Annotated in this window: 16 protein-coding genes; 15 read left to right on the plus strand and 1 reads right to left on the minus strand. The window is 42.8% G+C overall.

Annotation, left to right across the window (positions count from 1 at the left end; all coding sequences use genetic code 11):
• Positions 1-6: 6 nt before the first annotated feature.
• From UB32_RS10945 to spo0A, 12 genes are all read left to right on the plus strand, one after another.
• Positions 7-417 (plus strand): Asp23/Gls24 family envelope stress response protein, encoded by a 411-nt coding sequence (locus UB32_RS10945; protein WP_044393740.1) that lies wholly within the window; start codon positions 7-9, stop codon positions 415-417.
• Positions 418-643: 226 nt separating this feature from the next.
• Positions 644-1,036 (plus strand): transcription antitermination factor NusB, encoded by a 393-nt coding sequence (gene nusB, locus UB32_RS10950; protein ID WP_044393742.1) that lies wholly within the window; start codon positions 644-646, stop codon positions 1,034-1,036.
• A gap of 54 nt (positions 1,037-1,090) precedes the next feature.
• Positions 1,091-1,963, plus strand: coding sequence for a bifunctional methylenetetrahydrofolate dehydrogenase/methenyltetrahydrofolate cyclohydrolase FolD (gene folD / locus UB32_RS10955; RefSeq protein ID WP_044393743.1), 873 nt, complete (start codon positions 1,091-1,093; stop codon positions 1,961-1,963).
• Positions 1,964-2,092: 129 nt separating this feature from the next.
• On the plus strand, positions 2,093-3,448 hold the full coding sequence (gene xseA, locus UB32_RS10960; protein ID WP_044393744.1) for an exodeoxyribonuclease VII large subunit: 1,356 nt from the start codon (positions 2,093-2,095) through the stop codon (positions 3,446-3,448).
• Complete coding sequence (locus UB32_RS10965) at positions 3,441-3,674, plus strand: exodeoxyribonuclease VII small subunit (protein WP_044393746.1); 234 nt, start codon at positions 3,441-3,443, stop codon at positions 3,672-3,674. The genes xseA and UB32_RS10965 overlap by 8 nt, the downstream gene beginning before the upstream one ends.
• A 2-nt stretch (positions 3,675-3,676) precedes the next feature.
• Positions 3,677-4,570 (plus strand): polyprenyl synthetase family protein, encoded by an 894-nt coding sequence (locus UB32_RS10970; protein WP_044393748.1) that lies wholly within the window; start codon positions 3,677-3,679, stop codon positions 4,568-4,570.
• A 292-nt stretch (positions 4,571-4,862) separates the two neighbouring features.
• Entirely contained in the window at positions 4,863-6,755 is a 1,893-nt protein-coding gene (gene dxs, locus UB32_RS10975; RefSeq protein WP_044393750.1) for a 1-deoxy-D-xylulose-5-phosphate synthase, read from the plus strand.
• A 3-nt stretch (positions 6,756-6,758) separates the two neighbouring features.
• Positions 6,759-7,607 carry a TlyA family RNA methyltransferase gene (locus UB32_RS10980; RefSeq protein WP_044393752.1) on the plus strand — a complete coding sequence of 283 codons (849 nt, stop codon included), beginning with the start codon at positions 6,759-6,761 and terminating at the stop codon, positions 7,605-7,607.
• A gap of 102 nt (positions 7,608-7,709) precedes the next feature.
• Entirely contained in the window at positions 7,710-8,159 is a 450-nt protein-coding gene (gene ahrC / locus UB32_RS10985; RefSeq protein ID WP_044393793.1) for a transcriptional regulator AhrC/ArgR, read from the plus strand.
• Positions 8,160-8,176: 17 nt separating this feature from the next.
• Positions 8,177-9,868, plus strand: coding sequence for a DNA repair protein RecN (recN, locus tag UB32_RS10990; protein ID WP_044393753.1), 1,692 nt, complete (start codon positions 8,177-8,179; stop codon positions 9,866-9,868).
• Positions 9,869-9,992: 124 nt separating this feature from the next.
• On the plus strand, positions 9,993-11,279 hold the full coding sequence (gene spoIVB, locus UB32_RS10995; RefSeq protein WP_044393754.1) for a SpoIVB peptidase: 1,287 nt from the start codon (positions 9,993-9,995) through the stop codon (positions 11,277-11,279).
• Between the two features lie 241 nt (positions 11,280-11,520).
• The gene (gene spo0A / locus UB32_RS11000) at positions 11,521-12,315 is read left to right on the plus strand and encodes a sporulation transcription factor Spo0A (RefSeq protein WP_044393755.1); all 795 of its coding nucleotides are present in this window, start codon (positions 11,521-11,523) and stop codon (positions 12,313-12,315) included.
• A 106-nt stretch (positions 12,316-12,421) separates the two neighbouring features.
• On the opposite strand, the gene UB32_RS11005 is transcribed toward spo0A, so the two are convergent.
• Positions 12,422-12,685 (minus strand): DUF2627 domain-containing protein, encoded by a 264-nt coding sequence (locus UB32_RS11005; RefSeq protein WP_044393756.1) that lies wholly within the window; start codon positions 12,683-12,685, stop codon positions 12,422-12,424.
• Positions 12,686-12,898: 213 nt separating this feature from the next.
• Between UB32_RS11005 and UB32_RS11010 the strand changes: the two genes are divergently transcribed.
• The 3 genes from UB32_RS11010 to bcd all read left to right on the plus strand — a co-directional run bounded on the left by UB32_RS11010 (position 12,899) and on the right by bcd (position 17,124).
• Positions 12,899-14,959, plus strand: coding sequence for a sigma-54 interaction domain-containing protein (locus UB32_RS11010; protein ID WP_044393758.1), 2,061 nt, complete (start codon positions 12,899-12,901; stop codon positions 14,957-14,959).
• 135 nt (positions 14,960-15,094) lie between these two features.
• Positions 15,095-15,994, plus strand: coding sequence for a phosphate butyryltransferase (yqiS, locus tag UB32_RS11015; RefSeq protein WP_044393760.1), 900 nt, complete (start codon positions 15,095-15,097; stop codon positions 15,992-15,994).
• 35 nt (positions 15,995-16,029) lie between these two features.
• A complete protein-coding gene (gene bcd, locus UB32_RS11020) occupies positions 16,030-17,124 on the plus strand; it encodes a branched-chain amino acid dehydrogenase (protein ID WP_044393761.1) in 1,095 nt (364 codons plus the stop codon).
• Positions 17,125-17,191: the final 67 nt, after the last annotated feature.

Here is a 17,191-nt window from a genome sequence, read left to right on the forward strand (position 1 = left end):
CTAGCTATGAATGAACAGCAACACACATTGGAAATGAGCCATGACGAAAACGGATTAGGAAAAGTAGAAATTGCACCTGAAGTAATTGAAGTGATCGCAAGCATTGCTGCATCCGAAGTAGAGGGTGTTATGCAAATGCGCGGCAGCTTTGCTGCTGGGGTAGTCGAAAGACTCGGAAAAAAAAACCACGGCAAAGGTGTAAAAGTGGAGTTAGTCGAAGATGGAATCAAGGTTGATGTTTATTGCGTTATGAAGTTTGGTGTATCCATTCCTGTCGTTGCACAGAGGATTCAGGATAACATCCGTCAGGCATTATTAAACATGACCGCGCTTGATGCAACAGAAGTCAATATCCATATAGTCGGCATTCAATTCGAAAATCAAAAACCAGAAACAGAAGTCGACCAGGAAGTGTAATCACCAAAACCAAAGGCATAAAGATACATGCCTTTGGTTTTTTTAAGATAAAAAGTATAAAATTCACTTTGAGAATGGTCCAGCTCCAGCGCTTGTCGGGGCTGAACAAGGCGCTTGCGCTTTTCTTACTAATAAGTGAAAAATAATAGGAAACTATGCTTTATCCGATAGGATATGCTATTATTTTGTTAGCATCAGACAAGTGAAAAAGGAGCTAATGATTTCCATGAAAAGAAGAACAGCAAGAGAAAAGGCACTGCAAGCCTTATTTCAGATTGATATAAGCAAGGTGGATGCAGCCGATGCGATTGAACATGTGCTGGAAGAAGAAAGCGGAGATGACTATCTGAACATGCTTGTGAATGGTACATTGAAGCATCAGCCAGAGATTGATGAGGAGATCAAGATGTATTTGGAAAAGTGGTCCCTCGACCGCCTGGCAGCTGTTGACCGCAATCTGCTTCGCCTGGCTGTATATGAATTGAAATATTGCAATCAAGAAGTACCGGTGAATGTTGTTCTTGATGAAGCGATTGAAATTGCTAAATTATATGGAGATGACCAATCAAGTCGGTTCATTAATGGAGTTCTGTCGAAAGTGAAACAAAGTATCTCTTAACACCATTAGAAGCATATTGATTGGCTTTTTCACGATTACATAGGGGGAGAATGTATGGCTGCTACAATCATTGATGGGAAAGAAATTGCAAAAAAGAAAAGGTTAGAGATTGCGGACCAAGTCCAGGAGCTTAAAAAACAGGGGATCATTCCTGGTCTTGCTGTTATTCTTGTCGGAGAGAACCAAGCATCAAGAACTTATGTGAACAGCAAGCAAAAAACAGCCGGAGAACTGGGTATGCACAATGTGCTGATTGAGTTTCCGGTGTCGATTACGGAACAGGAGCTATTGGCTAAAATCGATGAACTGAATCATGATGAAGCCATTCATGGCATTTTGGTACAGCTTCCACTTCCAACACATATCAGTGAAAAGAAATTGATTGAAGCTATTTCTCCTGAAAAAGATGTGGATGGCTTCCATCCCCTTAATATTGGCCGAATGATGACCGGACAGGATGCATTTTTGCCATGTACTCCATACGGTGTGATGGTGATGATGGAGGAAATCGGAATCGACCTTTCCGGCAAGCATGTAGTTATTGTGGGCAGAAGCAATATTGTTGGGAAGCCGGCAGGTCAATTGTTTTTAAATGAAAATGCAACGGTTACCTATTGTCATTCGAGAACAAAAGATTTGAAGGAACAGACAAAGCAGGCAGATATCATTGTAGCTGCTGTTGGAAAAGCTGGATTGATTACAGCAGAACATATCAAGCCAGGAGCTGTGGTCATCGACGTAGGCATGAACCGGGACGAGCAAGGCAAACTTTGCGGGGACGTCGCTTTTGAGGAAGTAAAAGAAAAAGCAGGCTACATTACTCCGGTTCCTGGCGGTGTCGGTCCAATGACGATTGCCATGCTGATGTACAATACCTTGAAGTCGGCAAAAAATCATAGTAGCAAATTGCCAGATTCAAACCGTTAAAAAATGATTCTGCCTATATCTGTTCATCCACTTTGGATGGTGAGATACGAATCGGGATTCTATACTTATTATTGATATGGGCAGCTTTTTCTTATCGATTAGATCAGTCTTGCCAAAGGAGTTTTTCCAATGGAGCAACAGCATTATCTTACCGTTCATGCGCTTACGAAATACATAAAACGAAAATTCGATGCTGATCCGCATTTGCAAGGTGTTTATCTAAAGGGGGAAATTTCCAACTTCAAAAGACATTCAAGCGGACACATGTATTTTACCCTCAAGGACGAGAAAGCCCGAATCCTAGCTGTCATGTTTGCTGGGTCAGCGCGAAGCATGAAGTTTATGCCCGAGAATGGGATGAAGGTACTGGTTAGAGGGGAAATCTCTGTTTATGAAGGCAGCGGCCAGTATCAAATATACATAAAAGACATGAAAACCGATGGAGTTGGCGATTTATTTGTTGCCTATGAGCAGCTCAAGAAAAAGCTTGAACAGGAGGGGCTCTTTTCTCCAAACAATAAACAATCTATTCCCAAGTACCCAAAGGCTGTCGGAATTGTTACATCCCCAACAGGAGCAGCGATAAGGGATATATTAACCACCATCAAAAGAAGATATCCAATAACAAAGGTACTGATCTTCCCAGCTCTTGTCCAAGGTGACCAGGGTGGCCCTTCCATCGTAAAGGCAATCGAGAAGGCAAATGAACAAGGCAATCTTGATGTGCTAATCATCGGACGCGGAGGTGGATCGATAGAGGAATTGTGGAATTTCAATGAGGAAATGGTCGCAAGAGCGATTTTTGCCTCGCGAATACCGATCATTTCAGCAGTTGGACATGAAACAGATTTCACGATTGCTGATTTCGTTGCAGATATGAGAGCACCGACGCCGACAGCTGCGGCTGAATTGGCTGTCCCTCATATCCAGGAATTGCTCGAGAAGATAATGAACAGAGAAACAAGACTGATGAGGGCTATGCGCGAAAAGGTGTTCTTCCAGCAGGAGCGCTACCAGCGGTTGATCAAATCTTATGCCTTTCGCTATCCGAGGAAATTGTATGAACAAAAACTTGAACAAGTGGACAAGTTGACGGAAGCATTGACCCGCGGAGCAAAGAAGCTCTATTCCAACAGAAACGAAGCGCTTATTCAATTAAAACGAAGATTGGAGCGCAGTCATCCAGAGGAAGTAAGGAAATTGTCAGCACAGAGATATATCAGAACAACGCGGGCATTAAACAGGGCGATGACAGCAGTTGTTTCAAAAAAAAGAAAAGAGTTCAACGGGACCCTGTCCACTCTTGAAGCATTGAGCCCCTTGAAAATAATGGACCGCGGATATAGTCTAGCCTACACTGAGGATGGAAATTTAATCAAGACAGTGAATCAGGTGAAGCCAGAAAGAAAAATATTCGTCAAGCTTTCTGACGGAAGCCTTCAATGCGTGGTTACCGATATAAAGGAGAGTGAGATAAGTGGCTGAAGAAAAAACCCTAAGCTTTGAACAGGCAATGGACCAACTGGAAAATATTGTTGAAAAATTAGAAGAGGGTGATGTGCCATTGGAGGAAGCCATTTCGTTTTATAAAGAAGGAATGGAATTATCCAAGCTTTGCCATGATAAGCTAAAGAATGTGGAAGAACAACTGGCTCAAATTATGAATGAAGATGGACGGACGGAAAGCTTCTTCATGAATGAGGAGGAATAGTATTGCATCCTGTTTCATTAGAATCTTTTACAAAGAAATATAAGACACTTCTTGAGGAGCGGCTCAGGGATGCAGTTGGTTCCCTGGAGACTCCGGAAAATCTTGCAAAAGCCATGCTCTATTCGCTGGAAGCAGGCGGGAAGAGAATCCGTCCGCTCCTGGTCTTTGCGGTGATTGACGCTTTTGGAAAAGACCCGATTCATGGACTTGATGCTGCTGCGGCAATTGAAATGGTCCATACTTATTCTTTGATTCATGATGATCTGCCAAGCATGGATGATGACGATTTAAGAAGGGGAAAGCCGACGAATCACAAGGTTTTCGGAGAAGCAACAGCCATTCTCGCAGGAGATGCCTTATTGACCTTGAGCTTTAGCATGCTTGCGGATATGCCAGAAGAAGCGGCATTAGCAACTGTCAAGTTTTCATTAATAAAAGGACTGTCAGTAGCAGCTGGTGCTGCAGGGATGGTTGGAGGCCAAATAGCCGATATGGAAGGGGAGCACAAGCAGCTGACTCTCGAACAATTGGAATATATCCATCTTCATAAAACTGGGAAGTTGCTTGAATATAGTATCATCGCTGGAGCAGAGATTGCTGGAGCAAATGAGGTGCAAAAGAAAATGCTGGCCAAGTTTGCGTATCATCTCGGTCTCGCTTTTCAGATACGTGACGATATCCTGGACCTAGAAGGGACAGAAGAAATGATCGGCAAACCAATCGGAAGCGATGCAATGAACGAAAAAAGCACTTACCCAGCCCTGCTTGGTCTGGAAGGAGCAAAAAAAGCCTTGCAAGATCACCTCATCCTTGCTAAAGATACTTTGAATTCAATGGGACTTCAAGTAGATGTCCTTTCACAAATTACCGATTTGATTGGGTTGAGGAACTATTAACAATCTGTGCGTCGTTGAAGACCTTTTTATCCATGTGCTATAATAAGCTGTTGGCACCTTGGTGTTGGCAGTTTTTTTACATTTGCAATGGATCGTGTGACAAATAACCGCTGTCATCCAAGGAAAAGCTTGAAATCCGGTCTTTCTATACTATATGGTATTACTAACACCTATTTTATTATAGCCATGTGTAACTAATTTTTCTAAAACAGCATCCCTAAACAGAAGGATCGAAAACAGCCAAAAATAAAATGGCAGGATGATAAGTCAGAAATGAAAGTGAGTGGTCCGAATGGATCTTTTATCGATAAAAGACCCTTCCTTCTTGAAGAATCTTTCGAATAAGGAATTGGAAGAGTTAGGGAGGGAGGTTCGGCAGTTTTTAATTGAAAAATTATCGGTCACAGGCGGACATATAGGACCGAATCTCGGAGTTGTAGAATTAACGATTGCTCTTCATAAATGCTTTGACAGCCCGAAGGATAAATTTCTCTGGGATGTTGGACACCAGTCCTATGTTCATAAAATCTTGACAGGAAGAGCATGCCAATTCGATACTTTGCGGCAATATAAAGGCCTGTGCGGTTTCCCAAAAATGGCAGAAAGTGAGCATGATGTCTGGGAAACCGGCCATAGCTCGACCTCTTTATCGGCTGCCATGGGAATGGCAATTGCCCGAGATTTAAAGGGAGAATCTTCCTGTATCATACCGATTATCGGCGATGGTGCACTTACAGGGGGGATGGCTTTAGAGGCGTTGAACCATATCGGACATGAGAAAAAGAAGTTGATCGTGATTCTGAATGATAATGAAATGTCGATTGCACCAAATGTCGGAGCTATGCATAATATGCTTGGACGCCTTCGCACGGCGGGCAAATACCACTGGGTAAAGGATGAACTAGAATACCTATTGAAAAAAATCCCTGCGATTGGCGGGCAGTTGGCAGCCACAGCTGAACGGATCAAAGATAGTTTAAAGTATCTTTTCGTTTCAGGAATTTTTTTCGAAGAGCTAGGTTTCACCTATCTTGGACCGGTCGATGGCCATGATTATGATGCGCTGTTCGAAAACCTTGCTTATGCGAAAAAGCAGGAAGGCCCTGTGCTGCTGCATGTCATCACCAAAAAGGGAAAGGGATACAACCCTGCTGAAAGTGATAAAATCGGAACCTGGCATGGAACCGGTCCTTATAAAATGGAAACAGGTGATTTTGTTAAACCAGATTTGTCGCCGCCTGCTTGGAGCAAGCTTGTTAGCGAAACGGTAAGGAAAATGGCCAGGGAAGACGAACGGATCGTCGCGGTAACACCAGCAATGCCTGTTGGATCAAAATTGGAGGGATTCGCTAGTGAATTCCCAGATCGGATGATTGATGTTGGCATTGCAGAGCAGCATGCAGCTACTTTTGCTGCGGGTTTGGCGACACAAAAAATGAAGCCATTTCTCGCGATCTATTCCACCTTCCTCCAGCGTGCTTACGATCAGGTGGTCCATGATATTTGCCGTCAAAATCTAAATGTGTTTATTGGCATTGATCGGGCAGGCCTTGTAGGAGCGGATGGAGAAACGCATCAAGGTGTATTCGATATTGCTTTTTTAAGACATTTGCCAAATATGGTTTTGATGATGCCGAAGGATGAAAATGAAGGACAACATATGGTAAACACTGCCATTCATTATGATGATGGACCAATTGCAATGCGATATCCTAGAGGCAATGGTCTCGGCGTCCCTTTGGATGACGAACTGAAGCTGATACCGATTGGCAGCTGGGAAGTGCTTCGAAAAGGAGAAGATGGAGCGATCCTCACGTTCGGTACCACGATTGCAATGGCAATGGAAGCGGCAAATATTCTTCAAAAACAAGGCATATCCATCAAGGTTGTCAATGCCCGTTTTATCAAGCCGCTTGATGAAAAAATGCTCACAGAGATTCTCAACAAAAATATGCCAATCTTGACGATCGAAGAAGCTGTTCTTCAGGGCGGATTCGGGAGCTTCGTGCTTGAAACAGTGCATGACCTTGGCTTTGGGCACGTTGAGATCGACAGAATGGGCATTCCGGACAAGTTTATAGAACATGGCAGCGTGGACAAACTGCTTCAGGAAATTGGCATGACAACAGAAGATGTAGTTTTAAGGATGCAAAAGCTTGCAAGAAAGAAACAAAAAAGGGCGTAAGCAATGAAAATGAAAAAAGAACGTTTAGACGTACTGCTAGTAGAACGCGGCCTTGCCGAAACAAGAGAAAAAGCGAAAAGGACCGTGATGGCAGGACTTGTGTACTCAAACGAATCCAGACTTGACAAGCCAGGTGAAAAGATTAGCGTCGACCTGCCGTTGACGGTAAAAGGAAACCCTCTCCCATATGTAAGCCGCGGCGGATTAAAATTGGAAAAGGCTTTGGCAATTTTTGAACTTGATGTCAAAGGGAAAACGCTGCTCGATATTGGAGCTTCCACTGGAGGATTCACTGATTGCGCCCTGCAAAATGGTGCTAAAATGTCTTATGCCCTTGATGTTGGCTACAATCAGCTCGCCTGGAAGCTTCGCCAGGACGAAAGGGTTGTCGTGATGGAGCGGACAAATTTCCGTTATGTGAAACGAGAAGACTTTGCAAAAGGGATGCCTGATTTTGCGAGTATTGATGTTTCGTTTATTTCCCTTCGTCTCATCTTGCCGGTCCTTAAAACACTGATCGTAACTGGAAGTGATATCGTGGCGCTCGTAAAACCGCAGTTCGAGGCAGGAAGAGATCAGGTAGGCAAAAAAGGAATCATCCGTGACAGGAAGATTCACGAACAGGTTTTAAACAGAATCCTCTCTTTTTCCATGGAAGAAGGCTATGACGTCCTCAACTTAAGCTTCTCGCCAATTACCGGTGGCGACGGCAATATTGAATTCCTGCTCCATCTCCAGTGGAACAATCGTGAAGAAAAACCAGGGAAATTGATGGCAAAGCTCCTGCCTGAAGAAGTCGTGACGAATGCACATGATCAATTAAAATCAAAACAAACTAGTAGCGAAGAATAGACTGAAACGTCTGTTCTTTTTTTCTGAAAGATTGTACATTTTATTAAAATCGGCTAACATAAGGGTATAGGAATGTTCGGATTTTTCCCAGAGGTGATAGGAATGAATAAAGGACAACGACTAATTAAAATCCGTGAACTGATTGCGAGCAGAGATATCGAGACTCAGGATGAACTCGTCGACCGTTTAAAGTCAGCGGGTTATAATGTAACACAGGCCACAGTTTCCCGTGATATTAAAGAGCTGCATCTAGTAAAGGTGCCGTTGAGTGACGGACGATATAAATATAGCCTCCCCGCTGACCAGCGATTCAACCCATTGCAAAAATTAAAGAGAGCGCTAAAGGATGCTTTTACGCGTATCGATCAAGCTGGACATCTGTTAGTCATGAAAACCTTGCCAGGCAACGCAAATGCAATTGGCGCGCTGATAGACAATTTGGATTGGGATGATATATTAGGGACGATTTGTGGGGACGATACGATCTTGATTATTTGCCGGACTCCGGAGGATACAGAGCGAGTCACAAATCGTTTTCTAGAGATGCTGTAAATAGAGGTGACGTTTGCTTGTTAACTGAATTATCAATACGTAATTTCGCGATTATTGAATCTTTATCTGTTTCTTTTACGAAAGGATTAACTGTTCTCACCGGAGAAACAGGTGCCGGCAAATCGATTATTATCGACGCCATCCACTTGCTGGTCGGCGGGAGAGGATCAGCTGAATTTGTCCGGCATGGCGAGGATAAGGCGGAGATCGAAGGATTGTTTTTTATTGAAGACCCGAATCATCCAAGTAAAGCGAAAGCAGCAGAATTCGGCATCGAAATAGAGGACGGAATGATCGTTTTAAGAAGGGATATTGCAGCCAATGGGAAAAGTGTGTGCAGAATCAATGGGAAACTTGTCACCATTGCTGTCTTGAGAGAAGTTGGTTCCACACTGATTGATATCCATGGACAGCATGAACATCAGGAACTCATGGATGAAACTAGGCATATCAACCTTCTCGACCAGTTTGGCTCCGAGGAGATCTTGCCAGCGATCCAGGAGTATCGTCAAGTGTATAGATCGTTCGAACAAACACTCAAAAAGCTTAATAGTCTCAAGTTAAATGAGCAGCAAATGGCACACAGATTAGACCTAATCCAATTCCAGCATGATGAAATCCTGTCCGCAAACTTGATGATGAATGAGGACGTGGAATTGCTGGAAGAGCGACGGAAGCTTGCCAATTTTGAACGAATTTTTGAAAGCATCCAGATGAGCTATAATGCACTGCACGGCGATCAGCAAGGTCTGGATTGGATTGGTCTCGCCATGGATAATCTCCAAACAGCTGCGGAGTTGGATTCTGAGTATAAAACTGTTGCAGAAGCAGTCGCGAATAGCTTCTATATGATTGAGGATGCTGCGAGAACGATCAGGAATCACCTTGATTCTCTTGAGTATGACCCTCAGCGCTTGCTGGAGATAGAAGACAGATTGAATGAAATGAACCAGCTTAAGCGAAAATATGGAAAAACGATTGAAGAAATTCTTGAATATGCCTCAAAAATAGAAGAAGAAATCGAAACTTTGCAAAATAAAGAAGTCCATATTGACCAGATGGAAAAAGAATTGGCCTCGCTCAAAAAAGATTTGCGGATTGAAGCTCATCATATAACACAAATCCGAAAAAAATGGGCCAAGAAACTGACAAAACTAATTCATAAAGAATTAAAAGAACTTTATATGGAAAAAGCTGTATTTGAACTAAAGATCGATTCAGACCTAGACGATTTTCATAAAAATGGGGTAGATAAAGTTGAATTTTATATTTCAACGAATCCAGGTGAACCCGTAAAGCCATTATCAAAAATTGCTTCTGGAGGAGAATTGTCTAGAATCATGCTCGCACTAAAAAGTATTTTCTCTAAACATCAGGGTGTTACGTCGATAATTTTTGATGAAGTGGACACAGGTGTCAGCGGGAGAGTAGCACAATCCATCGCCGAAAAGATCTACCATGTATCGACTGACTCCCAGGTTCTCTGTATTTCGCACTTGCCTCAAGTAGCAGCAATGGCGGATACCCATCTTTATATCGCGAAAGTGATAAAAAACGGGCGGACAAAAACCTCTGTCACTCCCCTGTCCGCTGCTGAAAAGGTAAAGGAAATTGGCAGGATGATTTCCGGAGTCGAAATCACAGAGCTAACAAAGCAGCATGCAGAGGAATTGCTGCAAATGGCACAGAGTATGAAGACCGTTACTTGAAAAGCTATCCATAATGGGTAGCTTTTTTATTTTTATACTAGTTATAAATGAGACAAGTCAAGGCAAAATTAAAGGTGTAGCCATTTTTGATGTGTGTGAACTAGAAGCGAGGAGAGTGAATGGAATGAAAAAAGATTTTCTCAGAAAATTTATTGGTGGAATTCTCCTTGTTTCATTAATTGCTCTAGGATATGCAAAACCAGTACATGAATATTTATCTATTCCAGGTGAATTGACATTGTTCGAGGGGCAAACTCTTGAGTTCCAGGCAAATGCAGCTCAAGTAACGGCTCCTTTAAAGGATTCGAGCATTACGGTTGACCAGAAAGATGAAACGGTTTCGATAGACGCCAAGAGACATGGAAAGGACGAAATGGTCCTTGAGTTAGCCGGCTTTCCAGTGAAAAAGGTCGATGTAAATGTCCTAAAGGATTTTAAGGTCAGACCGGGTGGTCAATCAATAGGCGTAAAACTTAATACGATTGGTGTCCTAGTGGTCGGGCATCATCAGGTTCAGGCAGCGGAAGGAAGGGTATCACCAGGAGAGCTGGCTGGTATTAAGAAAGGCGATATCATCACGGAAATCAATGGACAGCAAATAGAAAAAATGGCAGACGTCGGCGATCTTGTTAAACAAGCAGGAGCCAATGGAAAGGCGTTGGATGTAGTCATCAAAAGGGATAATGAAAAAATCAAAACGAAGCTTCAGCCTATGAAGGATGTAAACGAAAACACGTATAAACTTGGCTTGTATATACGTGATTCGGCAGCAGGTATTGGGACGATGACGTTTTATCATCCTCAGTCCAAAAAGTATGGCGCGCTTGGCCATGTCATATCAGATATGGATACTAAAAAGCCGATTGTCGTTGAAGATGGGCAAATTGTGAGGTCAACCGTTACTTCCATCGAAAAAGGCGGGAAAGGGAATCCGGGTGAAAAGCTGGCTCGTTTTTCTGCTGACAGAGAAGTAATTGGAACGATCAGCAGAAACAGCCCATTTGGGATCTTCGGGGAGTTGAACAAAGAGATTGCGAATGGGATTTTTGATAAACCATTGTCGATTGCTCTGTCGCATCAAGTAAAGGAAGGGCCAGCAAAAATTCTTACCGTTGTCGATAATGACGAGGTGAACCTTTTTGATATAGAAATTGTTAGCACCATCCCGCAAAAATTTCCGGCAACAAAGGGGATGGTTATCAAGATAACCGATCCTGAGCTGCTTGAGAAAACGGGCGGAATTGTCCAGGGAATGAGCGGCAGTCCGATCATACAAGACAACAAACTTGTCGGGGCTGTCACGCATGTGTTCGTAAATGATCCAACAAGCGGATATGGAGTCCATATCGAATGGATGCTAAATGAAGCCGGAATTGACATTTATGAAAAACAAAGAGAACAGGCAAGTTAACAGAAATTTGGCGGCGATATAATGCCGCCTTTTCTTTGTTTAAAAGGATATTCGACAAAATCCTCCTCTCCTTATTGTCAACTATCGAAATGAGTCGAAAAACAAAGGAAAAGGAAGAAAACATAAGAAAATATTACTTTTTTAAGAAAAAATTAAAAATAAAAGGAATATCTGTTGCATTGTCGAATTAGTTATTTAGAATAGAATTTAGAGAACAGATTGATTGAGGAGGAACTAAGCAGTGAGCAAAATAAAAGTATGCATTGTAGATGATAACAGAGAACTAGTCGATCTTTTGGAAGAATTTATTTCATCACAGGAGGATATGGAAATCGTCGGTGTCGCCCATAACGGCCAGGAATGTTTGGAAATGCTGGAAGACACGGATCCTGATGTCCTGCTTTTAGATATTATCATGCCTCATCTTGATGGACTCGCGGTGTTAGAGAGACTCCGTGATATGAAAAAAGCAATCATCCCGAATGTCATCATGCTGACAGCCTTCGGACAAGAAGATGTGACGAAAAAAGCAGTAGAGCTTGGAGCATCCTACTTTATTCTGAAACCATTCGATATGGAGCAACTCGCTGTGCATATCCGTCAGGTAAGTGGCAAGGCAAAAATGGTAGCAAGAAAGCCTTCTTCCCTCAATTATGGAAGGGCTAATGCAGAACAAAAGCCCAAAAATCTAGATGCTAACATTACTAGCATTATCCATGAAATTGGAGTTCCTGCTCATATTAAAGGTTATATGTACTTGCGTGAAGCTATTTCCATGGTATACAACGATATTGAACTCCTTGGATCAATCACAAAAGTTCTCTATCCAGATATTGCAAAGAAATTCAATACAACGGCCAGCAGGGTAGAACGTGCAATCCGACATGCGATTGAGGTAGCGTGGAGCAGAGGGAATATTGAATCCATTTCTTCCTTATTCGGCTATACAGTAAGCATGTCAAAAGCAAAGCCTACGAATTCCGAATTCATTGCAATGGTCGCCGACAAGCTGCGTCTAGAGCATAAAGCCTCTTGAAGGAGTTAGAAAAGATTTCGCTATTTTTCCATACATCATAACAAATCTTACTTGATTTCTTTTTAAGTCGGAGTCAAGGATAGAAAATAAAACACAGGCCAGATCATCATGGCCTGTGTTGCTTTTTATTGCTATCCGGAATGCGGAAAAATGCCTGTACTTTATTTCTCTTACGGTCCCGATGCAGAATGAAACCAGCGATGAATCCAAGTCCCGCCAGAAAAAAGAGTAGTCCAGACAGGAACTGAAGCCATAAATAGGGAAAAGGGACCTGTAAAATTCCGAAAACCATATCACGCATTAGTTTTACCCCTAAAGCAGCAATAACACCTGGTATTACCATGATGAGTAACGCGACAATTCTGATCATTTGAAAATCCCCTCATTAAGGTTGTCCTCTTTAGAAAGTATACTTCAACATAAGCTTTTTCCGCAATATTTGTTGTTTGCAATTAGCTGCAGAAAAAGTGGACACGAAAGAAATTTGTCAGTTTGTTTAAAAACCATTACAATGAAATTGAAAGATATTGCAGGCTGTAAAGGAAGATTCATGAAATATATTTCCAACATGTGGTGAATAATTATGCAAAAAATAATGATTGTAGGTGCAGGCAAGGGTGGAATAGCGATCCTTGATATTTTTAAACAAACGGCCTCTATAGCTGCGGTTATTGACATTAATCCAAATGCTCCCGGAATACTAGCTGCGCAGGAAGCAGGTATCCCTACAGGGGTAGACTGGCAAGCGTATTTGTCCGCTGAATTGGATATCATTATCGAAGTGACCGGGGATGAAAAAGTTTTCCAGGAATTGAGAGATGCTCGCAGTAAAAGCACGGTACTGATCCCGGGAAGCGTCGCATTTCTTCTTGCAACTTTGTTACAAGAAAAGGAAGAACTAATCAAGACTCTTAGAAAAATTACATATGAACATGATTTAATCTTTAATTCCTCTGGAGACGGCATGGTCGTTATTAATACAGAAGGAATAATAACTTTATTCAATAAGAGCGCTGAAAAAATTATTGGGAACAAGAGGGAGCGCGCTGAGGGCCGGCATGTTCTGGAGATCATTCCGACCAGCAAACTTCCGAGAGTCCTGCTTACGAGAAAGATCGAGTCTAATCAAGAATTATTGCTGTCCAATGGCTCAAAGATTATCACAACAAGAATTCCGATCATTGATGAGAATGACCAGCTGATTGGTGCCTTTTCTGTATTCAAGGATATCACCGAAGTAGTAAATCTTGCGGAAGAAATCACAAACCTAAAAGAAATCCAGACGATGCTCCAGGCAATCATTCATTCCAGCGATGAGGCTATTTCCGTAGTCGATGAGGATGGCCGAGGGATTATGATTAATCCTGCTTACACGAGAATAACCGGGCTTAAAGAAGAAGAAGTAATCGGACAGCCAGCAACTGCAGATATTTCTGAGGGAGAAAGCATGCATATGAAGGTGCTTCAAACGAGGAGGCCTGTTCGCGGAGCAGCGATGAGGGTTGGCCCGAAAAAAAAGGAAGTAGTCGTAAATGTTGCCCCTATCATAGTGGATGGGAAATTAAAGGGCAGTGTCGGGGTTATCCATGATATGTCTGAAATCCAAAGTCTTAACCGGGAGCTCCATCGCGCAAGGCAGATCATTCGGACGCTCGAGGCGAAATATTCGTTTGAGGATATTATTGGCCAATCGGAAGAAATGACAATCCCGATTGAACAGGCGAAGCTAGGAGCAAAAACACCTGCAACGGTCCTCCTCCGCGGCGAATCAGGTACAGGGAAGGAGCTTTTTGCTCATGCAATTCACAATGCCAGTGACCGCAAGTTCAACAAATTCATTCGAGTCAATTGTGCCGCGCTTTCAGAGTCTCTGCTAGAAAGTGAACTTTTTGGTTATGAAGAAGGGGCGTTCTCAGGGGCAAAAAGAGGTGGGAAGCGCGGATTCTTTGAAGAAGCAAACAGCGGAAGTATTTTTTTGGATGAAATCGGCGATTTGCCAGCAAATACGCAGGCTAAATTACTGCGTGTCCTGCAGGAAAGGGAAATTGTCCGTGTCGGAGGAACAAAACCTGTGCCTATCAATGTCAGGATAATTGCTGCAACCAATGTAAATCTTGAAAAAGCGATAGCTAATGGCAGTTTTAGGGAAGATTTATATTATCGGCTGAACAGGATGCCGATCCATATCCCCCCTCTCAAAAGAAGGAAAGATGACATTCCTCTGCTTTGCGAAAGATTGATCCAGAAAATAAATCAAGACTACGGACGAAATGTTGAAGGTGTATCCAATCGTGCCCTTAAGAAGTTGATGGCATATGACTGGCCAGGGAATGTCAGAGAACTAGAGAATGTGCTCGGCCGGGCAATCATTTTTCTACATTATTCCGAGACCATCATTCAGGAAGAACATCTTCCTGAACTTCAGAAAGGCGAGGAGAAGAAAAGGGAGAGCGGCGAGACTGATCCAATCCGTTCAGAGACTTTAGCCACGCAATTGGAAAGATACGAAGAAAGCGTGATAAAATCAACTCTTCATTCTATGAAAGGCAATAAAACTGCGGCTGCAAAAGTATTAGGGATTTCTGTTAGGAATCTCTATTATAAACTTGAAAAATATGGTATTGAAACAAATGGCATGCAATAACCTTCATAGTACGCAAAATTTTGCAGAATATTTTTCAGCAAGAGTAAAACGTTTTCATGTTTTTTGATTGGCATGCTTCTTGCAATAAGATACTAATGGGTGATGTGCAAACGAAAGAAAGGATGGACTAAAAACATGAAGCTTGACTCGCTGATTAGCACGGCCTCTCAAAATGGCAAAAAAACCATCGCAGTAGCAGCGGCAGAAGATCCACGTGTATTAGAAGCAGTTGCCGGGGCTGTTGAAAGAAACCTTGCAGATTTTTTTCTCTATGGAGATGAAGAGGAAATCAATAGAATCATCGCTGCACAATACCCTGTTCTCGCGAATCATCAAGGAATTGAAATTTTCTCTGCATCAAATAATAATGCAGCCGAGCTGGCAGTGAAAGCTGTAAATGCGAATGAAGCTCAGGTAGTGATGAAGGGGAATATCCCGACTGCTGCAATCTTGAAGGCAGTCCTGAATAAAGAATATGGTCTCAGAGCAGGAGCAGTATTATCGCATGTAGCTGTGTTTGAAGTGCCTGGGTATGACAGATACTTAATCGTTACCGATGCTGGGATGAATATCGCGCCGGACCTTGAACAAAAGGCACAAATAATTACGAATGCCGTCAGGGTAGCTCATTCAATCGGTATTGATATGCCAAGAGTAGCGCCTCTGGCAGCGGTGGAAGTAGTCAATCCTACTATGCAAGCCACCACGGATGCAGCGGCATTGACGGTCATGAATCAAAGAGGGCAAATTTCCGGTTGTATTGTCGATGGCCCGCTTGCGCTCGACAATGCGGTATCACAGCTTGCTGCAGAGCACAAGGGAATCAAGAGCGACGTCGCCGGGAAGGCTGATATCCTTTTAGTGCCTGCAATCGAAGCCGGTAATGTATTGTATAAATCATTAGTTTACTTCGCCAATGCAAAAGTTGGCGCAGTCATAGCTGGGGCAAAAGCTCCAATCGTGTTGACATCCAGGGCAGATACAGCGGAAAGCAAGCTATATTCTCTTGCACTGGCATTATGCTCTACTAACTAACAAATAACCTACATAAGTAAAAGGGGGAACTAGAAATGGAAATCTTCAAGTATCTTGAACAGTATGATTATGAGCAGGTAGTGTTTTGCCAAGATAAGCAATCAGGGTTGAAGGCGATTATTGCCATACATGATACAACTTTAGGTCCAGCTTTGGGAGGTACCCGTATGTGGACTTACGCTTCAGAAGAAGCAGCGATCGAGGATGCTCTTCGACTTGCAAAGGGGATGACTTATAAGAATGCTGCAGCTGGTCTTAATCTTGGCGGAGGAAAAACGGTCATCATCGGCGACCCGCGCAAGGATAAGAACGAAGAATTGTTCCGTGCATTCGGCCGGTATGTCCAGGGCTTAAATGGCAGGTACATCACCGCTGAAGATGTAGGTACGACAGTGGCTGATATGGACTTGATCCATGAAGAAACAGATTATGTAACTGGTATTTCTCCAGCATTCGGTTCTTCTGGTAATCCTTCACCTGTAACTGCTTACGGTGTATACAGAGGAATGAAGGCCGCTGCAAAGGAAGCATTTGGCACAGATTCTCTTGAGGGGAAGACAATCGCAGTGCAGGGTGTAGGAAATGTCGCCTTTCATCTATGCCGTCATCTTCATGAAGAAGGAGCGAACCTGATCGTAACGGACATCAATAAAGAAGCAGTGCAGAGAGCGGTCGAAGCATTCGGGGCCAAGTCTGTAGCCCCAGAGGAAATCTATGGAGTAGACTGTGATATTTATGCTCCTTGTGCCTTAGGTGCAGTTATTAATGATGAAACGATTCCACAAATCAAAGCAAAGGTTATTGCAGGTGCAGCAAACAACCAGCTGAAGGATGCCAAACATGGGGATATCATCCATCAAATGGGGATCGTTTACGCTCCTGATTACGTCATCAATGCTGGCGGAGTAATTAACGTAGCAGATGAGCTATATGGCTACAATGCTGAAAGAGCGATGAAAAAGGTTGAAACGATTTATAATAATATTGAAAAAGTAATTGAAATTGCCAAGCGGGACGGGATTCCTACCTATAAAGCAGCAGACCGTATGGCGGAAGAACGTATTGAAAGAATGCGCAATTCTCGCAGTCAGTTCCTGCAAAATGGCCAACATATCTTAAGTCGCCGTTAACCTTTTTTGTCGCTTGTTTTTGTGATGAAAAGGATAAGCCTTAATCAAACATGACTACAGAGTGCGC

The organism is Mesobacillus subterraneus (assembly GCF_000934845.1).
GTDB lineage: Bacteria > Bacillota > Bacilli > Bacillales > Cytobacillaceae > Mesobacillus > Mesobacillus stamsii.

Bases quoted from the DNA above. Each gene is read 5' to 3' on its own strand.
- nusB (WP_044393742.1), top strand. From the start codon at position 644: ATGAAAAGAAGAACAGCAAGAGAAAAGGCACTGCAAGCCTTATTTCAG.
- yqiS (WP_044393760.1), top strand. From the start codon at position 15,095: ATGAAGCTTGACTCGCTGATTAGCACGGCCTCTCAAAATGGCAAAAAA.
- UB32_RS10945 (WP_044393740.1), top strand. From the start codon at position 7: ATGAATGAACAGCAACACACATTGGAAATGAGCCATGACGAAAACGGA.
- folD (WP_044393743.1), top strand. From the start codon at position 1,091: ATGGCTGCTACAATCATTGATGGGAAAGAAATTGCAAAAAAGAAAAGG.
- dxs (WP_044393750.1), top strand. From the start codon at position 4,863: ATGGATCTTTTATCGATAAAAGACCCTTCCTTCTTGAAGAATCTTTCG.
- UB32_RS11005 (WP_044393756.1), bottom strand. From the start codon at position 12,685: ATGATCAGAATTGTCGCGTTACTCATCATGGTAATACCAGGTGTTATT.
- xseA (WP_044393744.1), top strand. From the start codon at position 2,093: ATGGAGCAACAGCATTATCTTACCGTTCATGCGCTTACGAAATACATA.
- UB32_RS10980 (WP_044393752.1), top strand. From the start codon at position 6,759: ATGAAAATGAAAAAAGAACGTTTAGACGTACTGCTAGTAGAACGCGGC.
- ahrC (WP_044393793.1), top strand. From the start codon at position 7,710: ATGAATAAAGGACAACGACTAATTAAAATCCGTGAACTGATTGCGAGC.
- bcd (WP_044393761.1), top strand. From the start codon at position 16,030: ATGGAAATCTTCAAGTATCTTGAACAGTATGATTATGAGCAGGTAGTG.
- UB32_RS11010 (WP_044393758.1), top strand. From the start codon at position 12,899: ATGCAAAAAATAATGATTGTAGGTGCAGGCAAGGGTGGAATAGCGATC.
- spoIVB (WP_044393754.1), top strand. From the start codon at position 9,993: ATGAAAAAAGATTTTCTCAGAAAATTTATTGGTGGAATTCTCCTTGTT.